This is a genomic window from Tolypothrix tenuis PCC 7101 (assembly GCF_963874875.1).
GTDB lineage: Bacteria > Cyanobacteriota > Cyanobacteriia > Cyanobacteriales > Nostocaceae > Aulosira > Aulosira tenue.
Map to the genome: position 1 here is coordinate 628,716 of NZ_CAWNJS010000001.1, position 19,936 is coordinate 648,651.

Here is a 19,936-nt window from a genome sequence, read left to right on the forward strand (position 1 = left end):
AAAAAAGGGGAAAAGGTAATAAATACCAATGCCCCATGCCCCATGCCCAATGCCCATTTTTCATTCCACCCCTGTATGCACAGTTTTAACCCATTTCAGGCGTTTGGGACGGAATGACATCCGGGCGGTGGTACTGCTCATCACAACAAACCAGTGGAACATATATAAGGTGCCACGTAGGGTTTGCAGCAGTAACACTAAATATGTAGACAAATGGAATTTTTGCCCTTGATGTATCCGCTTCAAACCAGTCAACATACCGATGACTGAGAGAGATACAGACAAACCAGTAATCGGGCCGAAGATGGGGGGACGATGAAGGGCGATCGCCATTAATAAATCTGGTATCGCTGCTGTCGGTAAAATATACATAATGAGCATAAAGCTCAATAAATCCCAGGTTTTGCGGGTTCCTAGCCGATTCTTGAGCAGCAAATCCCAGTAATCTAAATAGCGCTGATATCCACCTTCTGCCCAACGGTTGCGCTGATGCCAAAGTGCGATCGCATTGGTTACACCTTCTTCTTCTACGGCGGGCGAGAAGACACAATCAATATCCCAATTGTCCAAATGTAGGCGCAGCGTCAAATCCAAATCATCGGTGATGGTTTCTTCATTCCAACCACCACAACTTTCTAAGGCTGCACGCCGGACAAATTGACCATTTCCGCGTAGTTCGCCAATTCCACCCAGCGCCGTCCGTTGTTGCTGAAAATAGGTATCAACGGCCATTTCTGCCATTTGCCCTTTAGTCCAAAAATTCTCTTTGGCATTGGCGATCGCTTTTCGCACTTGCACCGCCCCTACCTGTTCTCTTTGAAATAAAGGTACTACTTGGTACAGCAAGTCTGGTGAAACTTGAGCATCAGCATCAAACACGGCGATAATTTCGCCTTTAGTTAGTGGTAGGACTTGATTTAATGCCCCAGACTTACCACCAGTTGCTTGTGCTGAACGTCGGAAAGTTTTCAGTTGTTTATATTCTTTTGCCAGTTCTGTTAATAACTGGGGAGTGCGATCGCTGCTGTTATCATCAATGACCCAGAGTTCGTACTTGCCATCTGGATAGTCCAGACTGCAAAGACTCTTGACTAATCGACCAATTACTGCTTCCTCATTTTTCGCTGCCACCATTATAGATACAGAAGGTAAATCTCCTTCTATTTTTTTTGGGTGACGGCGGGGTCTGGTAAATACCACCTCCAGAGCGTGAATACCTAGAATAGTGGTCAGTCCCAGTACGAACAAAGAACCCCAGGAAACTAAATGCAGCGCGATCGTGATACTCCAGACTATAGTCAAAACTAGAGCTGCTTTGCGTCTGCGTCCTTGAAACCGGAATGGTAGAAACAAAGGGTCTGTCTCTACAATTGACTCCTCAGTTGCTGAGAGGTCAGACAACAGAGAGTTGAGCGGAGCCAGCTCGTTGCTAGAATCGTCTTCGGGCCAGAAATTCGCTGGCATAGGTTACTTGATTCCAAAACCACTATTTGTCTAAGCCAATAAAGAAGCTGAGAATCAGGTAACACTAAACTGTACGGTCTTGAGCAACGTTGAGCTAGCCTAAGATTGGCAGTGTTTTTCCGCCGCTTCTCACTCAAAATGAGCCAGGGGAATTGCCTCTTGATGGCAAATCTGGTTTAGGCACAGCGATCGCCAAGTAGCAACAGCTAGTTGTTGAGATCAATCGCAATTACAGCATCTACCTTTAGATAGAGGAGATTTTTGACTGTTATTGCTCTCAGCTTCCATAAAAGCCAATGCGGCCCTATTGTACATGACATTCATACATTTCTTAACAGTAACTTTGCTCTTAATTCAGTATTTAGGCAAAATTCAAGCTACAACTGAAGGTCAAGGAACTATTAACAGCTTGAAATGTATTTATTAATTTTTTTTAAGTATTTATAAATTTAAATAATCCCATCCCGAATGCTCAACTAGGACAACATTTCTGTGCAGAGTTTGGTAAAAACAACATCAAGAATTTTTCCAGCAAAAATATTCCAATGCGAGGAGCATAGCAAACAGAGTTGCACGATCAAGAAATTTTTTTGGGAATACTGAGTATTGAAACCAACTGATATCCCTAGCTAACAACAGTTGTGAAGTTAGCAAATCCACCAAGGTCGGAGTTTTCCGCCCTATCAGACACTCTATAACTAGGGACTGGGGTGCAGGAATCTGGATACTCAGCTTCTTCTCCCAATTTCTTATCCCTAGTTACTTTTACATAACTTGAGGAGCATTTAACGATGTCTATTGAGCAACTCCAGCCAGCCAGCCCGCAACAAGCAAGTGTTTATTTGCCCTACATTCAAGGTAACAAGCGCACTTTCTTACCCTATGCCATCAGTCTTTATCAAAAAGGCGTTTTGGAAGGAAACCGGAGAATCGAAGCTAGTGAAGCGATTCCTTTTGTTGCCACCTGGAATGTTGTCACCCTACCTTCAGACTTAACGCGTTGTCGAATGCAGTTTCAAGGTGATGCTGAACTGAGTTATGAAGTGATGATGGTGAATTCGGAGTTTATAACTTATTTAATTGAACTGATGGATAACTATAAACGCAATCGCAGCACCGATTTTTCTCAAGCATTTTATCGCAAACTGCTGCGGATTGAGGAATAAATTAGGATCAACACTAAAAATTATCTAATAAATAGATATTGCTAGTAATATCACAGGGAAAAGGTTTTCTGTGAACAATTCCTTCCTTTGAGCATTTAGACATTCACTTCTGTAACTAAGGTTTGTAACAACAGCGATGGCTAAGTTCGACCTAAAATTAGGAAACACCAAGCTGGGTTCTACTTCCTTTTGAAAATAGGAGTGCATGTGTGCCAAAATCCGCGAAATATTTGCTGATTGGATCAACTGAGACTTACAGTGGTAAATCTGCTACAGTTTTAGGTTTGTCTTATCAGCTACAGCAAGCAGGACTGGATATTTCCTACGGCAAACCATTAGGTACTTGTTGGAATGTATCTGTTGGTAATGTATTTGAGGAAGATGTCCAGTTCATTGCTCATAGCCTTAACTTGGCAGAAAATCGTATTGCACCACCAATACTGGCTTTAGATGAAGCCAGCGTGCAAAGACGCTTAGGTGGCGAAGACACAACTAATTATCAGCAGTCTCTATTACAGCAATATTTGCAAATGTCCAAAGGAGATTTGGTGTTGCTAGAGGGGCCTGGTGATTTGGAAGAAGGTAAGTTATTTGACTTATCTTTGCTGCAAGTAGCGGAAGTTTTAGATGCTGCTGTTTTGTTAGTAGCACGCTATAAATCGCTGGTTTCCGTTGAACCACTTTTATCTGCAAAACAGCGAATAGGCGATCGCTTAATTGGCGTTGTACTCAATGATATCCCTAGCGACCAAATAGAATCGGTCACTACTCTGGCGCGGCCGTTTTTAGAACAGCAGGGAATTCCTGTATTGGCTATGCTACCAAAACATGATGTGCTACGTAGTGTGAGTGTTGGCGAACTGGTTAAGCAGTTAAAGGCCGACATTCTCTGTGGTAGCGATCGCCTGGATTTAATGGTGGAAAGCCTAGCCATTGGCGCGATGAATGTGAACGCTGCTGTGAAATATTTCCGCAAACGTCGGAATATGGCAGTAGTTACAGGAGGCGATCGTGTGGAAATTCAGCAAGCCGCATTGGAAACTTCTACCCAATGTCTGATTCTCACTGGACAATTACCTCCTCCCCCGTTCATTCTCAGCCGTGCTGAAGAACTAGAAATCCCCATTTTATCTGTTGACTTAGATACACTCACAACGGTAGAAATTGTTGACCGCACTTTTGGACAAGTACGCGTTCATGAACCGCTCAAAGTTCACTGCATCCGCCAACTGATGAGCGAGCATTTTGACTTAGAACGCTTATTATCCAAACTGGGGTTAAGCCCAGCAGCTGCTTTACCTTAGGGGTTGGGGATTGGGGACTAGGGACTGGGGATTGGGGAGATGAGAAAGATAAGGGAGAAGTAGTCATTACCTATTACCCATTCCCAATTACCCATTACCCATTACCCAATGACCTTAAATTATCCAGAAATTGTAGCAAAATCTAACCAAAGTTGGCTTCGCACTTACCCTCTGTTTGGTAAAATAGCTGGGTCGTTTCATCTCATTTAGTCCATCTTTGAGTCAGTCAATAGACCTCATTAACCTCGATACATTAGCGCAAGAACTGGCGACAATCCAGCAAACAGGTTCTAAACGAATTGCTTTGCTGGGTTCCCGCCATGTGCCAATTACGCATCAAACTCTCATTGAAATGATGACTTACGCCTTAGTCTTATCAGGTAATCGAGTCATCACTTCTGGGGCTACAGGTACCAATTCAGCTGCCATTAAAGGCGCAATGCGCGCTGATCCCAACTTGTTAACGGTGATTCTACCCCAAAGCTTAGATCGCCAGCCCAACGAATCGCGCCAGCAATTAGAACAGGTAATGCACCTGGTAGAAAATCCCAGTAACGATAATCTGTCTCTTGCCGAAGCGAGTTACATTTGCAATAAGGAGATCATTTCCCGCTGTCAGCAACTCATTTGCTTTGCGTTTCACGACAGTCGCACTCTGCTACAAACTTGTAAAGATGCAGAAGAACAGAGAAAAGTGGTCACACTTTTCTACTTTGACTAATGTGAGGCCGAGTTTCCGTGGGCGTAATTATCAAGAAAAGAAACTACTCATGGTTAATGGGTAATAGGTTCTATTGCCCATAACCTTAAATTAGTGCTACTTATTGATTGGGTTGATGACAGACAACCGCCTGTTTCTGCTGTCGTTCAGATGGCGATCGCAGAGGAAGGGTAAAGAGAGGGGTAGCAATTCCCCGTTGACTCATCCCGAATATCTATCCCAAATTCAACATCTTAAACCCAACATTTTTTATGGCTTCTACTTTTTCTTTTGACATTGTGAGTGACTTTGACCGTCAAGAATTGGTCAACGCTGTCGATCAAGTTGTACGAGAAATTAAGGGCCGTTACGACCTTAAAGATACTGCCACTACTGTTGAGTTAGGTGAGCAAAGTATTGATGTGAATACCGATAGTGAGTTTACTTTAGACGCAGTGCAAAACATTCTGCGGGAAAAAGCAGCTAAACGTAATCTCTCTCAAAAAATCTTTGATTTCGGCCAAGTCGAATCAGCTAGCGGTAACCGTGTACGTCAAGAAATTAAACTCAAAAAAGGCATTAGCCAAGACATTGCCAAACAAATTTCTAAACTAATTCGTGACGAATTTAAAAAGATTCAAGCCTCGATTCAAGGTGATGCAGTTCGCGTCAGTGCAAAATCTAAAGATGAATTGCAAGCTGTCATCCAACGCTTAAAGCAAGAAGATTTACCTGTAGCTTTGCAATTTACAAATTACCGATGAATAGCGTTAGGGATTGGGGATTGGGGACAAGGTAAACAACAGACAATTTGACCCTTGACCCTTGACCCTTGACCCTTGACCTTTGACTCTTAACCTCTTTTTACAAAACCTTGTGTGTATGGGAATGCTGCTTAACGTTATCTTCTTTAGTAACTACTCTGGCAGCATTGAGTATCCGTTTGCGTTCAGTGGAATATTTCAAATCTGTGTAGGTTGTCTCTAAAGGGATTAGAGACTTGGCACTTTCACGACGCTTGTAAGTCCGAGATGCAGCAAATAAACGAGGTACAAATTCATCCCCAAATTGAGATGATTCGGGGAAGTCTGTAGGTAATAAAAGTTGATCCCCGTTGAATACAGAACCTAAAGTTGTCGCATAAGCCAACTTGTATGATGTGGGAATACCTTTCATCACTGCTTCCAACGCTGCAGAAGGAATAGGTTCAATCACTTCAATTTGATGAATTTCTCCATCTTCCTTGACAAAGCAGGTAGCCAAGCCGATAACAACGTAATCATCAGCCGTGAGATCCGGCGCGTCGGAATAAGAAATTGCAATTGTCATAAGAAAATTTTCTCAAAACTTAAAAGTCAGATTAAGAAACTAGAACCTAGGAAGCGTAAGATGCGAGCCTAGAAGTATACACACTAAGACAGCACTGCAACATTAATGCCTTACACAGTTCATACGTGTTGGGCAATTTCAGAGTAGTATAAGGCAAAGCTAAAAAGTTGCTTTTGCCTTCTTTGCATCGCCACTTTCCTGTGTTCTCTGCGTCGTCCCTATTTTGAACGGCTTGTTCGCATTCTACCAAGTTGTCGCTCTCACTATTTGAGCGTACCAATTTTCGATTTGAGATTGCCGATTTGAGATTTTTTTGGTAATCCTACAGAGAAGCAGGCTAAAAGCTTCATCATGTCAGGGTGGAATAAATCCAAAATCACAGCACTTGTGACAAGGGCAAAATTTCCACAACGCAGTGGTAGCAAAATTTGAAATTTTTGAGTCTAAGTAGCAAGCGTAGCCAGGGTCAATCCGACATCTCACATCCAAAATTAGATTGACTAGTCTTTGAGATTGATATTTGCTTTTTCTGGAATTTAACTTGAGGATGAGGTATCCATGATCAGATTAGATCATTGTGTGAAGTAAAGTCTTCGACTGACTTAAGGTTTGGATGGTCGAGTAATTATAGACACCTTAATAACTGACATATCGGATCAACCAGCAGCAACATAGAAAGTATATTTTAATTCACGAAAAAGAGTATAGGCGGCAGGAAAATATGACTAATAACTCCTACTTAGCTTTTGGGGATAAGGAAAATAACTTATATAAATTAGTATCGAATAATACAATTAATTCTCAAGATTTAGTCATAGAAGATAGTTATGTGCGCTCTTGTGCTTTAAAGTCAGCTCAACAAGGAGATTACACAAAAGCGATCGCATTACTCAGCCACCTGATTCGCCGTCATCCCCAAAATGCTGTTGATTATAACAACCGGGGGCTGGTTTATTTTCAAAGTGGAGAAGCGCAAAAAGCGTTTTGTGACTATAACACAGCAATCCAAATCAACCCGAGTTTAGCTAGCGCTTATAATAACCGTGCCAATTATTACGCCGCCTGTGGCAAATTAGCAGCTGCGATCGCGGATTATGATCGCGCAATCGATTTAAATCCTAGCCATGTGCGGGCCAGAATTAATCGTGGCATCACCTGGCGCGAATTAGGGCAATACGAGGAGGCAATTGAGAATTTTGATGTCGCACTGCTGTTCGGGCAATTAGAAGGTCATATCTGGGCAGAGAGAGGCAGAACATATCATTTGTGGGGAGATTGGAATTGTGCGATCGCTGACTACCGTCGTGCCCTGACTCAACTACCCAATAGCAGAAAAAATGTTATTGGTTGGCGCTTGCGTATCCAACTAGAAAATTGGCTAACCGAACTGCTATCTCCTGATTCTCCTAGTGCTTAGATGAATTCCTGTAGTCGGAAAAAATCTCAAATTTTTCTGAGAGATAGTCACCCTGTATAACTAAATAGCTAATAGATAATTGATAATGCAGCGTAGTGGCAATAACTATAACAAGCAATATCCTTGGAAAAGTGCTGAGTGCTGAGTAAAAAATACTAGCCCCTAGCCTCTAGTTACCAGATGCTGGTGTCTCATCTGGATTCATCAGGACGATTTGCCGTTGGTTGGGGTCAAATCGGTATGATTGTTGTTGCATAATGCTTTTTGCTTGATGGGGATCAAAGTTGCGGCTAAACTCAGCCTGCAAAACCTCCACACGTTTTTCCATCTGCTTGACTTCAGTCCGCATTTCTCGTAACTTCTCTTGCTGTAACCAGTGATAGGGCAAAAGTTGCACAAGGGCAGAAACTGCTGCGGTTGAGATTGCAATATTAACTGCAATCTTGGCTGTCACTTCCATCGCCATAACTTGATGAGACCTTTGACGAAGATGCCGTTTGGGACGAGGCATTACTTGACGTTTTTGTATCGGTTGTAGCGGGGGACTAGAATGTTGAATCGCGTTCATGATTGGAAAGAGACCTTGTAAATTGACAGAGAACAGCCTAAAAAGCTGACTTCCAACGATTACAGCCAGAGTTAGCTGCCATATTACTTCATTTTTCGCTAAATGCTACACGTGTATTCAATGCCAAAAAATAAACCTGGCATACGTACGTATGCTTGCTCAAACTGTTGATTGCATCTAGCGATCAATGTCGATCAAGTTTACTTACTAATGCCAGGAATTTTAGTCTAATAACTGTGTCACAGATTGGCTTTATTTGTAAAGCTCTGTAGCTAAACGCCAAGCTAGAAGCCCTGGAAGCAGCGCTACAACTAAAGCGATGTAAACTTGAGTATCTGAGAGAGATGTTACGGCTAGGAACATAGGAAACCTCCTAAACTCAATGAATTATTTGAATAGTTCGTTTACTACTTTTCCTTGTTTTGCAAGAATTGTGGAATATCTTGTAACAAGATGCAACAAAAGCAGTGTTCCATCAGTATCTATTATTTATTCTTTTTAAACAAAATATATAAATCTATGAATTTATTTCTGGGGATAGACTTTGGTACCTCTGGCGCAAGGGCGATAGTAATTGATGCTGAAGCTACCATCCAGACAGAGATCAAGTATCCTTGGGAAATTAGCGATGATTGGGTAGATGTTTGGCAGCAGGCTTTATTTACGCTTTTAGCGTCGATTCCAGCGGCTTTAAGGCAGAGAATTAAAGCGATCGCTATTAATGGGACTTCTTCAACTGTCTTGCTAGTAGACGCGGCAGGGAAGCCTGTAGACGCGCCTCTACTTTATAACGATGCGCGGGGCTCAGTGATGCTAGAACAGTTAAAAAGCATCGCTCCAGAAAATCATACAGTAGTCAGCGCTACTTCTAGCCTAGCAAAGCTACTGTGGATGTCGCAGTTATCCACCTTTAGCCAAGCTATATATTTTCTGCATCAAGCAGATTGGCTAGCATTTCTGCTGCATGGACACTTAGGTATAAGTGATTACCACAACGCTTTAAAACTGGGTTACGACGTTGAAGAGCTAAAATACCCCCAATGGCTAGAAAATTTGCATATTCCTATCCAGCTACCTGAAGTTTTACCTCCTGGTAAACCTATTGGCAAATTAACCCCAGAAATTGCAGCTAAATTTGGTTTACCCCATGATTGCTTGGTATGCACTGGAACGACAGATAGTATTGCGGCTTTTCTTGCAAGTGGCGCTAAATCTCCAGGGGAAGCGGTGACTTCCTTAGGTTCAACATTAGTACTCAAACTCTTGAGTCGAACTCGTGTTGAAGATGCGCGATATGGAATTTACAGCCATCGCTTGGGTGATTTGTGGTTGACTGGTGGTGCTTCTAATACTGGGGGTGCAGTGTTGCGGCAATTTTTTACTGATGCTGAGTTAAAAAGCTTGAGTAGTCAGATTGATGCTAGTACAGCCAGCCAATTAGATTATTATCCTTTATTGAAACCAGGCGATCGCTTTCCGATAAACGACCCCAATCTACCCCCACGCTTAGAACCACTCCCAGATAATCCTGTGGAATTTTTGCAGGGTTTATTAGAAAGTATTGCCCGCATAGAAATGCGTGGGTATGAATTATTACAGCAAATGGGCGCAGAGCAGTTAACGCAAGTTTATACTGCTGGTGGTGGTGCAGCGAATAATACTTGGACTGCGATTCGTGAAAGATATTTAAAAGTCCCTGTAGTTTCATCCAAAAATACAGAAGCAGCCTATGGGACAGCGCTTTTAGCCATGCGAGGGTTACGGAGTTCTGAGTTCTGAATCAGTTGCACAGACGCGATGAATCGCGTCTGTACAAAACAAAAGTATTTATCTTCCTCATCTCCCTTACCCCTTCCGCATTTCCCATTTCCCATTCCCCATTTCCATCAACTTCAGCTGAAGCTGTAAGAGTTGATCTAGCATAGGGAAAAGCCTGTTAAGATGGCATATTTGCCCATGTTATATTTGGGTAGATTTTTCAGAACACTCACTGATCAATCACTTTAGCAATCACTTCGCCAATGGTTTAGCAGCCGATGTCGCCTAATCAAGTTCCCAATCAATCAGAACAACCTGCAAAAATGTACTTACCTCGTAGCAGCGAATCGGAAAACTTAAAAAAAATCCGTCACACTGCTTCTCATGTGATGGCTATGGCCGTACAAAAGCTGTTTCCTAAGGCGCAAGTAACAATTGGCCCCTGGATTGATAACGGTTTTTACTATGATTTTGACAATCCAGAACCATTCACTGATAAGGATTTAAAAGCCATCCAAAAAGAGATGGTAAAAATTATTAATCGCAAATTACCAGTAGTTCGGGAAGAAGTCAGCCGGGAAGAAGCTGAACGTCGGATTCAGGAAATTAAAGAACCTTACAAGTTAGAAATTCTGGCAGATATCAAAGAAGAACCTATCACAATTTACCACCTGGGGAATGAATGGTGGGATTTGTGTGCGGGGCCGCATTTAGAAAATACCAGCGAAATTAACCCCAAAGCTATCGAATTAGAAAGCGTTGCGGGTGCTTATTGGCGTGGTGATGAAACCAAAGCCCAACTACAACGGATTTACGCTACTGCTTGGGAAAATCCCGAACAATTGGCTGAATATAAGCGGCGCAAAGAAGAAGCACAGCGCCGAGATCACCGCAAATTAGGTAAAGAACTAGGTTTATTTATATTTTCTGACCTCGTGGGGCCGGGTTTACCTTTGTGGACTCCCAAAGGAACTTTGTTGCGGAATCTGTTAGAAGACTTTTTGAAACAGGAACAGCTAAAACGGGGTTATTTACCTGTAGTCACGCCCCATATCGCCAAAGTAGATTTATTTAAAATCTCTGGGCATTGGCAGAAGTATAAAGAAGATATGTTCCCCTTAATGGCGGAGGATGAGGAAGCTGCGGCTTTAGAAAATGGCTTTGTGATGAAGCCAATGAATTGTCCTTTCCATATCCAAATATATAAGAGTGAATTGCGTTCCTATCGGGAACTACCAATGCGCTTGGCAGAATTTGGTACTGTTTACCGCTACGAACAATCAGGGGAATTAGGCGGTTTAACCAGAGTACGCGGCTTTACCGTGGATGACTCTCACCTGTTTGTTACCCCCGAACAGCTAGACAGCGAGTTTTTGAACGTCGTTGATTTGATTTTGTCGGTGTTCAATAAACTGCAACTCAAGAACTTTAAAGCTAGACTCAGTTTCCGTGATCCAGCTAGCGATAAATATATTGGTTCGGATGAAGCTTGGGAAAAATCTCAAGGTGCAATTCGCCGTGCTGTGGAACAGCTAGGGATGGAACATTTTGAGGGAATTGGTGAAGCAGCTTTCTATGGCCCTAAACTCGACTTTATCTTTAGTGATGCCCTAGAGAGAGAATGGCAATTAGGAACTGTACAAGTAGATTACAACTTACCAGAACGTTTCGAGTTAGAGTACGTTGCTGAAGATGGTTCCCGCAAACGTCCAGTAATGATTCACCGTGCGCCTTTTGGTTCACTGGAACGGCTAATAGGGATTTTGATTGAAGAGTATGCGGGTGATTTCCCCTTATGGTTAGCACCAGTGCAAGTGAGATTGCTACCAGTAGGTGAAGCACAAATTGATTTTACAAAAGAAGTCGTCGCGAAGATGCAAGCTTTGGGTATCCGTGCCGAAGTTGATCTGAGTGGCGATCGCTTGGGTAAATTAATCCGTAATGCTGAGAAAGAAAAAATACCCGTAATGGCAGTCGTGGGAGCCAAAGAAGTTGAAACCAACAGCTTGAGTATTCGTACTCGCGCTTCTGGGGAATTAGGCGTTATTGCAGTAGATGAGGTTTTAGATAAATTAAAAACTGCGATCGCTAACTTCGAGAACTTCTAGCAAACCGTTGGCTAGTGATTAGCCAGCCAAACAACAAAAGTACAGTAAAAAGTTTGTCTAAAGTAACTGAATTTCTTATGAGGATAGGCAATTTGCCTATCTCATTTTTATGTGTTTAATTAGTAATAATTACGGTTTTAGCTAACAATACTACTGAATAATCACATTATAGTAAATTACAAGGATAAGAATAGAGTGTTGAATGATAATGAACGTTATATTCCTTCAGAAGAAGAATATCTGGAAGCATTTCACTCAATTTATGAAGGATTGACACCAGGACACAAAGCAATTTTGAATAAGCTGTATCAGCACAGTTACTTTATGATAGACAATCGCAGATTACGTACTTGGGAGTTATCTGCATCTGCGGGATATAATGGTAACTCTTCTGGACAAATAGGTCATTTAGGCGTAAAGTTCTGCAACTTCTTTGAACTAGAATATGACGAATTTAGACCACCAGCACTGGCAATAATTAGTTGGTTTGCAGATGAAATAAATGGGTATTGGTACATTGAACTAATTCCCGAAGCAGCTAGAGCATTTAAGCGTTTTCGCCTAGAAACTGTCCAATGAACTAATGCGTAAACCAGCAACACGAGAAAACCGGATCAACTTTTGGCAGGAAAAAGTTCTTAGCTACTTATCGGGGTTGTAGAATATCCATAACTCACTCTATTACTACTAGCAATTGAGAATTTCGGGTGTACTACTAATCAACTCATGACAGAGGAACGCGAAAGAGCGGATCAAGATAGTCCTTGGAAAGAAATTTTAGAAGCTTACTTTCCACAAGCGATGCAATTTTTCTTTCCGCGAACAGCTGCATTAATTAACTGGGAATATCCCCACGAATTTTTAGATAAGGAATTTCAACAAATAGCGCGGGATGCCGAACAAGGAAGAAGATATGCAGATAAATTAGTCAAAGTTTGGCACATCCAAGGCGAAGAAATTTGGCTATTGATACATATAGAAATTCAGGCAACACCAGAAGCAAACTTTGCCGAAAGAATGTTTTCATACAATCTGCGAATTTTTGACAGATTCGGCAAACCCGCAATTAGTCTAGCCATTTTGTGCGATGCGGACTCGACATGGCGACCAAACCAATATAGTTATAATTACCCTGATACTAGGCTGAACTTTGAATTTGGAACAGTTAAGCTTTGGGATTACCAAACACGTTGGACGGAATTAGAAGCTAGCGATAATCCCTTTGCAACGGTAGTAATGGCACATTTAAAAACACAACAAACAACTAAAAAACCCCAAGAACGCAAAACTTGGAAATTTAGTTTAATTCGACGATTGTATGAACAAGGTTGGCAAGAAAAAGATATTCGTAACCTTTATCGCTTCATTGACTGGGTTATGATTTTACCAAAAGCATTAGAAGTGGAGTTTTGGGAAGAGTTTAAACAATTTGAACAGGAGCGAACTATGAGCTACATTACTACAGGTGAGCGCATTGGCTACGAGCGAGGAAGAGAAGAAGGTGAGCAAACTCTGGTTGTCCGACAACTACAAAAACGGTTTGGAAATTTACCCGAATCACTTCGCTTACGCATCCAAACTCTTTCTCTCAATCAGTTAGAAGAACTTGGTGAGGCTTTGCTAGATTTTACAGCCATTGAAGATTTGTTGAGATGGTTAGACACTAATCAAGCACAGTAGGAAGTTTCTCTTGCATCAGTTCCATCAGCGATCGCTCTATGAGTTGGCTGACTAACTGATTACCTTGTAAATTAAGGTGAATATGGTCTTGATATAAGGCTTTGACGTTGGCTGTTGAATTGAATATCGGTAATAAGTCTATATATTTAATCTGCTGTGCTTGCGTAAAGTCAGTTAAACGCTGACGTGCTTCTATTTCGTAATCGCGGGGGACTGGATCACCTATTTCTCGCAATAAGGGAGTCATCACCAGCAAAAATTGACTGTCTCTTTCGCGAGTTAGTGTTTTAATTTGAACGATCGCATCTAAATTAATTCCCACGCGATCTCCTGGTTCATTTTGCAAGGCTGTAATTTCTGGTATTGGCTTTTGCTTAGTGATATAGCGTTGCCAAACTTCCACTAAAGCCAAGGGTGGTTTACGATCTGGATAGTTGCGATCGCGTCCCACTGGTAAGGATGTGGGAGCAGTAGCAAATAAGTCATCAGTATTTATTAATAAAACGACTACCTGGGCTTGAAAATCACCAAATTTTTGGATATAGGCTAATTCATTTCTGGGGCCCCAAGAATTAGCTGATGCATTTAACACTTCAATTTGTTGATATTTCTCAGTGCGTGTAGCACTTAAAGAACGCATCATTAATTCCGAGATGGTATTCTTTTGATCCGTCCACCAGCCGCCATTAGCGATAGAGTCTCCCAGAAGCAGGATTCGCACAGTTGTAGGCGCAGGTGTTGGTGTAATCGCCCCGCTACGCATGGAATAATCGTTAATCTCAATGCGATTTCCAAAACGACGGGTGCGTTGGTTAGGTGCTAACAAATAACCGATTTCTTGATCGCCAATGTAAATTAGCGGATTACCAAAACCAAACAGCGATCGCAATCCCATCTCAATTACTAGGGATAACCCAATCACCACTACCAAAATGACTATCAGTGCTAACTTCACTGGCAAAGACTCTCCACATTCATCTCAAACCCAATGGGCGAAATCTTGACCATGATAACCGTCATCACTTAAATCTGAAAGAAAGAACAAAGCAATCCCAAGGGCGGTCTACACCTAAGGGTATATTATTGAGTTTTGATAAAACTTGCTTTGCTCCTGCTGGTTCGGCAAAACGAAAACCTTGCCACTCTTTATTTGCAAGCAAAAGCTTACAGTTGTGGCAAAGTTATGGGTAAAGTCACAACAAGAGAAAATTTAGATTTTAAATTTTTATGGGGGTGGTGGGACTTGAACCCACACGACCTTTTACGATCAACGGATTTTCATTCTCCCGCAGCTTTCGCTACTTCCTAAGAGTTGTTCACACTTTAGGTTTTGAGAATTGGACTCTCCCTTTACCCTCGGCTTTACGTTAGGGTAGCTCCCGTCGAGTCTCTGCACCTTCCCGCAACTTAAGATTTTAAAATTTTGATTCAAGTGTAATCAAAACTTAAATGTCTTAATTTTTCGGGCTTGGCTCAGGATTGCCATGTCTTTTACAAGATGTAGGTTTCCCTGAGTTTGAGAGCTGACACTTGAAAGATTTCTCTATCAAGGCTCAGTTGGCTAAGTCCGTAGCGTCTACCATTCCGCCACACCCCCCTATTTTGGCTAGGGGCTATCTGTATTTCAGAGGATTAAAAAACCTCCTCATACATTCCACCATTAATTGCGTTTTTGTGCAACTAAAATTTCAAAAAATTTTGTTCACAATTAGCAATTTTACCAGCTTGCTGCTTTCGCAAAAAATTATTATTGCATGAACATCAATAAAATTTTGCGATCGCTCTTTAGCTTTAGAAATACTTTTGTTTCCCTCTCTTTAACTAGGCAAAGCCTATTAATTTTGGGTTACGCAGTATTCTTTTGCCACAAGCCTTTCCTAGTTTAACACTACCTTATAGAAAATTGCAACTAAAAATTTAAATTGGGTGTTTGGGAATGGGTAATTGGGTGTTTATTATTTTCCATCATCTCCCCAGTCCCCAGTTCCCATTACCTCTAAGCCCCACTTCCCTGAGTTTCGCCATTCAGCCTATGATGAGAAATAGATGTCCTGAACGTTCTTGTCTATCTTAGAGAAAGAATTATGATTGTAGCCCTGCTGTATCTGACTTTAGCTGGAGCTTACTTGTTAGTGCTCCCAGTAGCTGTTTTATTTTACTTAAAGCTGCGCTGGTATGTGGCTAGTTCTGTAGAGCGTACCTTTATGTACTTTTTGGTGTTCTTTTTCTTTCCGGGGTTGTTGGTTCTATCACCATTTGTAAATATTCGACCCCAGCCCCGCAAAATTGAAGTTTAACAATATTGGTAGGTCATAAATCTCATGCGACGCATTGATGCTATAGGAATTGGCTTGGGCTTTTTTGTTGCTGGAGGTGTAGCATATATCGGCTTACAGCTAGTAGGGTTAGATGGTCAACAAGCTGGTATATGGAGCCAAGTCTTGCTAATCAGTGGATTGCTGGGCTGGTTAGCTACCTATATTTTCCGTGCGGTGGGTAAAAAAATGACCTACCACCAACAACGGGAAGATTATGAACAAGCCTTTTTCCAAAAGCGCCTGGACGAATTAACTCCCGAAGAATTAGCCAAAATTGAAGCTGAGATCGAACAAGAAAAACAAACTCAGGTGTAAGTAGGCGCGCTTTAACCTCATCTATATCAAGCTTTGTAGGGCAAAGGGGAGAGGTTTTCTTTCCCCTTTGCCTTTTTATCGTTATACTGATTGCTGCTGATTAACTCGAAGTTGTCATAGGCCGTTTGTTCGTTGTCCGTTGTTTGATACTATATGACAACTGACTCTTGAATCTTGACCAATGACTGCCATTTCCCACTGCTTTGAAACTCTTGGACGCAATAAAGAAACTGCTTTGATTCCGTTTATTACGGCTGGCGATCCAGATTTAGAAACAACAGCGGCAGCATTGCGGACTCTCGATCGCAGTGGGGCAGATATCATTGAACTAGGTGTTCCCTACTCCGATCCTTTGGCAGATGGGCCTGTAATTCAAGCGGCTGCTACCCGCGCTTTGGAAAAAGGAACCACATTAGATCGGGTGCTGGAAATGTTGCAAGCAACGACTCCCGATGTAAAAGCGCCAATTGTTTTGTTTTCTTATTACAACCCCATTTTGCATAGAGGGATTGACAAGTTTCTCCAGCAAGTTGCGGCGGCTGGGGTAGCAGGTTTGGTAGTACCAGATTTACCTATGGAAGAAGCTTCTGGGTTACTCCAACCAGCCAGTGAAATGGGAATTGACTTAACTTTGTTAATAGCACCAACAAGTTCAGCAGAACGCATAGAAGCGATCGCTCGTTCTTCCCAAGGATTTATCTATTTAGTCAGTGTGACTGGTGTCACAGGTATACGCTCGCAGATAGAATCACGAGTATCAGATTTACTCAAAAAAATTCGTAATGTTACGGATAAACCCATTGGTGTAGGCTTTGGTATTTCCCAAGCAGAACAAGCTCGTCAGGTAAAAGATTGGGGAGCCGATGCCGTAATTGTGGGTAGTGCTTTTGTAAAACGGTTATCAGAAGGTACACCAGCCGAAGGATTGAGTGCGATCGCCGAATTTTGCGAAAATCTCAAGGCAGCTATCAAGACAAATAGCAATTAGTACAAATACTCATCTTGCTCAGATAGAAAAAGTAGATTAAAAATATATAACAGTGTAGTTTTTTGTGCCCTTAGCTGGTAGACAATTTAACAGGTATAATCTTGAATATTATTCAGTAGATATCATGCTGTGAATAAACAGCTAAGATCATCGCTGTATATGTGATTATTATGTGAAGTACAAGAGCAAGTATGAGTGTGAGAGTGAGTAAATTAAAAATGTTTATAGTTCAGTCGCAGTTAAGGGGCAGAGGCGATGAGTGAAAGTATGGCATTTATCGGCGGAGTTGCTGTAGCTGGGCTGGCAGCTCTTGTATTGCTCAAAGGAGCAGGTGGTAATTCGCTACAACCTAACTTTGCTGCTGTAGCTCCGCAAATGCCAGCTACTGTGGTACCTCAGGTAGTTACTCCACCTCAGTATCCCTATCAGCAACCAATGTATCCGAATCCGCAACCTCTTGGGCCTAATTCTGATCAGCGAGCAGAATTGGAATCAGTGAAGTCGGAAATGGCGAAATTAAGAAGCGACAACGAGCAGTTGAGAGCACAAAATCAACAACTCCAGTGGCAATTTCAAACTTACAACCAGCAGCAGCAACAGCAACAGCTATTTGCTCAACAAAATAACCAAAGAGCAGCTTTACAACCACAAAATCCTTGGTGGTCTTCTCCTATAGTTTGGGCTGTGGGAGGTATGACTCTCACCATTGGTGGTGGTGTTGTCGTCGCTGGAGTATTGGCTTTATTTTCTCCAAAACAGCGTCCAGCCCGCACTGTGCAAGTAATTCATCCCTACCAAGGGCCTACACCTCCTTTAGTTCCTGTCCGTCGTGCGGAGTTTTTACCCCCTCGTTCAGAAACAAGACGTGTAGAAACACCAGAATACGACGAATTGCGTTAGTAGCCAAATATAGTAGTTAGCAGGGTTAGCAACTACCTTGATGTTAATTGGTCTTGATTAGGAAATAACTCCAAATACTAAAATCATATAAAAAATAACTCACATCTGATTCTTATCAAGAAAAATAGCAGAAGTGAGTATATTTACATATTTAGTAATTCGTAATTCGTAATTTGTAATTCGTAATTACTAAAACACATCTAATTTGCTTATATTTAGGAATCCGCTGAAATTCATGTAAGATGCGTTAGCGTAACGCATCTCTACTATATTACGCAACATAAATAAGCTTGAAACCCTTACCAATGCCCAAGGACAAATGACAGTTCTTCCCTGTTATTTTTAATTGCATCACCCTACTTATTCAAGACTTACGCAACTGGTATACTCATCTTCTGGTTTAAGAGTCAAGGGTTAAGGGTCAAAAATTAAGGTTTTTTGGACTTTTGACTTTTGACTTTTGACCCTTGACAGCCTAAACGAAAAAAATGTGACACTTGCGTAAGTCCAATTATTAAACAAATTTTTGATTAAATTCATAGATTAAATCTACTCTTCCCTTGCGTAACATTGCTGGATCTAATCTTTCTGTAGTATTGCAAGTCATCAACACTACTAAACGCTGCTTCATCTGAATACCAGATTCATCAACTACGCTCTGGTACAAAGTACCATCTAATAAACTAAGAATATGTTCAGTTTTATTGTTATATTGCGCTACTTCATAAGCGCGATTTTGGGCTAAGTTATCAGCTTCATTAATAATGATGCAAATTCTTTCTAGATAAGTGGGTGGCACAAAATTAGTAATTGCATCATGATCTAAGATAAAAATCACAAAGCCTAAAGGTACAAGAATTTCTTGGGCTACTGCTTGTGTCCATGCAGTTTTACCTGTACCAGGTTCGCCATGTACAACCACAGCTAACTGATGTTGATTGAGAATTGCTTGTTGTACTGTGTCTGTGAAGTTTTGAATATCTGGGGGAAATGTGCGAATAGGAAATAAGCTGTTAACTTTACCTACACGGCTTTGATAACCGCTTAACATCACGGCTAAATCATAAGTCGCTTTATTAATTAAGGTAGCCATATCTCTGGCCATTAAAGTATATTGTCGCCGTCCGCGATCGTAAGGGTCAATTTGCAGCCAAATATCGTATTTAGACCAGTACGCATACACAGTATTAATTACATCTATCCGTTCCCAATTGATAAATTTCTCAACAGGAAAGTAAAAATCACGTTCTGAATAATATTGAGTAATAATATCCGGTCGGTCTAAGATTTTTAAGACTCGCAATACAGTAATTTCTTGCAACCGATTTAGTACATAATCAATGGGAATACTATTGCGGCTGACAAATTGCATAATGGGAGTTTCTGTACTCAAAACTTCCTTATAGCGGTTATCTGGTGTTAGCGGCTCTGGGGTAATGAAATTCCAAAATTTTTGGAGTTCTCCCCTTGTATAATCGGAAGCGACATTTAATATATTTGCCCACCAACTGTAATCTCTTCTACCTAACGCATCAGCATAATAACTAGCTAAGTTAATAGTTTTTTGGGTTAACTCTTGGGTGTCATGAAAGAGAACCTGCCCAAAATACGCTAAATCAAAGTCACGTTGAAATGGTCGCCAACCGCTACTTAGAAGGTTTTGACGGTTGTTATTTGCGGAATTGCCATCGTTATTTCTAAAATCATCAAAAACCATATTTTTACTGATGTAGCGGTAGTAGAGTTAATTGATGTTGACGCATAAAAGGTCAAAAAGTTTTTTCTAGTATAATCTAGTACATTTAGCTGGGAAGGAAATATATCATTCCACAAAGCTATGTAATGCATGAAGTTGCAATTTTAATTTTTATAGAAAAATTTAAGGGTTATTTAAATTTAGCGTAGCGATAGTAGTTACTGG

The 19,936-nt window shown here is 41.3% G+C and carries 19 protein-coding genes; 13 read left to right on the forward strand and 6 right to left on the reverse strand.

Going from position 1 to position 19,936, the window contains the following annotated elements:
* Window positions 1-60 precede the first annotated feature (60 nt).
* On the reverse strand, window positions 61-1,464 hold the full coding sequence (locus tag AACU25_RS02555) for a glycosyltransferase family 2 protein (RefSeq protein ID WP_096573776.1): 1,404 nt from the start codon (window positions 1,462-1,464) through the stop codon (window positions 61-63).
* Between the two features lie 791 nt (window positions 1,465-2,255).
* Here AACU25_RS02555 and ebsA point away from each other — a divergent pair.
* The 4 genes from ebsA (at window position 2,256) to AACU25_RS02575 (ending at window position 5,398) form a co-directional block, all read left to right on the forward strand.
* The gene (ebsA, locus tag AACU25_RS02560) at window positions 2,256-2,630 is read left to right on the forward strand and encodes a type IV pilus biogenesis protein EbsA (protein WP_045869026.1); all 375 of its coding nucleotides are present in this window, start codon (window positions 2,256-2,258) and stop codon (window positions 2,628-2,630) included.
* 209 nt (window positions 2,631-2,839) lie between these two features.
* Entirely contained in the window at window positions 2,840-3,934 is a 1,095-nt protein-coding gene (locus AACU25_RS02565) for a phosphotransacetylase family protein (RefSeq protein WP_096573777.1), read from the forward strand.
* Window positions 3,935-4,151: 217 nt separating this feature from the next.
* Window positions 4,152-4,655, forward strand: a complete 504-nt coding sequence (locus tag AACU25_RS02570) for a DNA recombination-mediator protein A (protein WP_045869028.1) — start codon at window positions 4,152-4,154, stop codon at window positions 4,653-4,655.
* Between the two features lie 251 nt (window positions 4,656-4,906).
* Complete coding sequence (locus AACU25_RS02575; RefSeq protein WP_045869029.1) at window positions 4,907-5,398, forward strand: YajQ family cyclic di-GMP-binding protein; 492 nt, start codon at window positions 4,907-4,909, stop codon at window positions 5,396-5,398.
* Between the two features lie 100 nt (window positions 5,399-5,498).
* Here AACU25_RS02575 and AACU25_RS02580 read toward each other — a convergent pair whose 3' ends face one another.
* Window positions 5,499-5,963 (reverse strand): hypothetical protein, encoded by a 465-nt coding sequence (locus AACU25_RS02580; protein WP_096573778.1) that lies wholly within the window; start codon window positions 5,961-5,963, stop codon window positions 5,499-5,501.
* A gap of 721 nt (window positions 5,964-6,684) precedes the next feature.
* Here AACU25_RS02580 and AACU25_RS02585 point away from each other — a divergent pair.
* Window positions 6,685-7,380, forward strand: a complete 696-nt coding sequence (locus AACU25_RS02585; protein WP_096573779.1) for a tetratricopeptide repeat protein — start codon at window positions 6,685-6,687, stop codon at window positions 7,378-7,380.
* A gap of 169 nt (window positions 7,381-7,549) precedes the next feature.
* Here AACU25_RS02585 and AACU25_RS02590 read toward each other — a convergent pair whose 3' ends face one another.
* Both AACU25_RS02590 and psaM read right to left on the reverse strand, forming a co-directional pair.
* The gene (locus AACU25_RS02590) at window positions 7,550-7,948 is read right to left on the reverse strand and encodes a slr1601 family putative cell division protein (protein ID WP_096573780.1); all 399 of its coding nucleotides are present in this window, start codon (window positions 7,946-7,948) and stop codon (window positions 7,550-7,552) included.
* Between the two features lie 252 nt (window positions 7,949-8,200).
* Window positions 8,201-8,311 carry a photosystem I reaction center subunit XII gene (gene psaM, locus AACU25_RS02595; RefSeq protein ID WP_096573781.1) on the reverse strand — a complete coding sequence of 37 codons (111 nt, stop codon included), beginning with the start codon at window positions 8,309-8,311 and terminating at the stop codon, window positions 8,201-8,203.
* A 156-nt stretch (window positions 8,312-8,467) separates the two neighbouring features.
* Between psaM and AACU25_RS02600 the strand changes: the two genes are divergently transcribed.
* The 4 genes from AACU25_RS02600 to AACU25_RS02615 all read left to right on the forward strand — a co-directional run bounded on the left by AACU25_RS02600 (window position 8,468) and on the right by AACU25_RS02615 (window position 13,494).
* Window positions 8,468-9,727, forward strand: coding sequence for an FGGY-family carbohydrate kinase (locus AACU25_RS02600; protein ID WP_096583441.1), 1,260 nt, complete (start codon window positions 8,468-8,470; stop codon window positions 9,725-9,727).
* Between the two features lie 257 nt (window positions 9,728-9,984).
* Window positions 9,985-11,814: a threonine--tRNA ligase gene (gene thrS / locus AACU25_RS02605; protein WP_096573782.1), complete on the forward strand. Its 1,830-nt coding sequence runs from the start codon at window positions 9,985-9,987 to the stop codon at window positions 11,812-11,814.
* A gap of 195 nt (window positions 11,815-12,009) precedes the next feature.
* A complete protein-coding gene (locus AACU25_RS02610) occupies window positions 12,010-12,393 on the forward strand; it encodes a hypothetical protein (RefSeq protein WP_096573783.1) in 384 nt (127 codons plus the stop codon).
* Between the two features lie 147 nt (window positions 12,394-12,540).
* Window positions 12,541-13,494 (forward strand): DUF4351 domain-containing protein, encoded by a 954-nt coding sequence (locus AACU25_RS02615; RefSeq protein ID WP_096573784.1) that lies wholly within the window; start codon window positions 12,541-12,543, stop codon window positions 13,492-13,494.
* On the opposite strand, the gene AACU25_RS02620 is transcribed toward AACU25_RS02615, so the two are convergent.
* Complete coding sequence (locus AACU25_RS02620) at window positions 13,478-14,449, reverse strand: SGNH/GDSL hydrolase family protein (protein WP_096573785.1); 972 nt, start codon at window positions 14,447-14,449, stop codon at window positions 13,478-13,480. The genes AACU25_RS02615 and AACU25_RS02620 overlap by 17 nt on opposite strands.
* Before the next feature lie 1,126 nt (window positions 14,450-15,575).
* Here AACU25_RS02620 and ndhL point away from each other — a divergent pair.
* From ndhL to AACU25_RS02640, 4 genes are all read left to right on the forward strand, one after another.
* Window positions 15,576-15,791 carry an NAD(P)H-quinone oxidoreductase subunit L gene (gene ndhL / locus AACU25_RS02625; protein ID WP_369792174.1) on the forward strand — a complete coding sequence of 72 codons (216 nt, stop codon included), beginning with the start codon at window positions 15,576-15,578 and terminating at the stop codon, window positions 15,789-15,791.
* A gap of 24 nt (window positions 15,792-15,815) precedes the next feature.
* Window positions 15,816-16,127, forward strand: a complete 312-nt coding sequence (locus AACU25_RS02630; RefSeq protein WP_096573786.1) for a DUF3007 family protein — start codon at window positions 15,816-15,818, stop codon at window positions 16,125-16,127.
* A gap of 181 nt (window positions 16,128-16,308) precedes the next feature.
* On the forward strand, window positions 16,309-17,115 hold the full coding sequence (trpA, locus tag AACU25_RS02635; RefSeq protein ID WP_096573787.1) for a tryptophan synthase subunit alpha: 807 nt from the start codon (window positions 16,309-16,311) through the stop codon (window positions 17,113-17,115).
* Between the two features lie 255 nt (window positions 17,116-17,370).
* The gene (locus AACU25_RS02640; RefSeq protein ID WP_096573788.1) at window positions 17,371-18,015 is read left to right on the forward strand and encodes a heterocyst differentiation related protein; all 645 of its coding nucleotides are present in this window, start codon (window positions 17,371-17,373) and stop codon (window positions 18,013-18,015) included.
* A 514-nt stretch (window positions 18,016-18,529) separates the two neighbouring features.
* Here the strand turns inward: AACU25_RS02640 and AACU25_RS02645 are convergent.
* Window positions 18,530-19,732, reverse strand: coding sequence for an AAA family ATPase (locus AACU25_RS02645; protein ID WP_096573789.1), 1,203 nt, complete (start codon window positions 19,730-19,732; stop codon window positions 18,530-18,532).
* Window positions 19,733-19,936: the final 204 nt, after the last annotated feature.

Excerpts from the sequence above, each read along its gene's own strand:
- AACU25_RS02555 (WP_096573776.1), bottom strand. The coding sequence starts at position 1,464 with ATGCCAGCGAATTTCTGGCCCGAAGACGATTCTAGCAACGAGCTGGCT.
- ebsA (WP_045869026.1), top strand. The coding sequence starts at position 2,256 with ATGTCTATTGAGCAACTCCAGCCAGCCAGCCCGCAACAAGCAAGTGTT.
- AACU25_RS02575 (WP_045869029.1), top strand. The coding sequence starts at position 4,907 with ATGGCTTCTACTTTTTCTTTTGACATTGTGAGTGACTTTGACCGTCAA.
- AACU25_RS02580 (WP_096573778.1), bottom strand. The coding sequence starts at position 5,963 with ATGACAATTGCAATTTCTTATTCCGACGCGCCGGATCTCACGGCTGAT.
- AACU25_RS02585 (WP_096573779.1), top strand. The coding sequence starts at position 6,685 with ATGACTAATAACTCCTACTTAGCTTTTGGGGATAAGGAAAATAACTTA.
- AACU25_RS02590 (WP_096573780.1), bottom strand. The coding sequence starts at position 7,948 with ATGAACGCGATTCAACATTCTAGTCCCCCGCTACAACCGATACAAAAA.
- psaM (WP_096573781.1), bottom strand. The coding sequence starts at position 8,311 with ATGTTCCTAGCCGTAACATCTCTCTCAGATACTCAAGTTTACATCGCT.
- AACU25_RS02600 (WP_096583441.1), top strand. The coding sequence starts at position 8,468 with ATGAATTTATTTCTGGGGATAGACTTTGGTACCTCTGGCGCAAGGGCG.
- thrS (WP_096573782.1), top strand. The coding sequence starts at position 9,985 with ATGTCGCCTAATCAAGTTCCCAATCAATCAGAACAACCTGCAAAAATG.
- AACU25_RS02615 (WP_096573784.1), top strand. The coding sequence starts at position 12,541 with ATGACAGAGGAACGCGAAAGAGCGGATCAAGATAGTCCTTGGAAAGAA.
- AACU25_RS02630 (WP_096573786.1), top strand. The coding sequence starts at position 15,816 with ATGCGACGCATTGATGCTATAGGAATTGGCTTGGGCTTTTTTGTTGCT.
- trpA (WP_096573787.1), top strand. The coding sequence starts at position 16,309 with ATGACTGCCATTTCCCACTGCTTTGAAACTCTTGGACGCAATAAAGAA.
- AACU25_RS02640 (WP_096573788.1), top strand. The coding sequence starts at position 17,371 with ATGAGTGAAAGTATGGCATTTATCGGCGGAGTTGCTGTAGCTGGGCTG.
- AACU25_RS02645 (WP_096573789.1), bottom strand. The coding sequence starts at position 19,732 with ATGGTTTTTGATGATTTTAGAAATAACGATGGCAATTCCGCAAATAAC.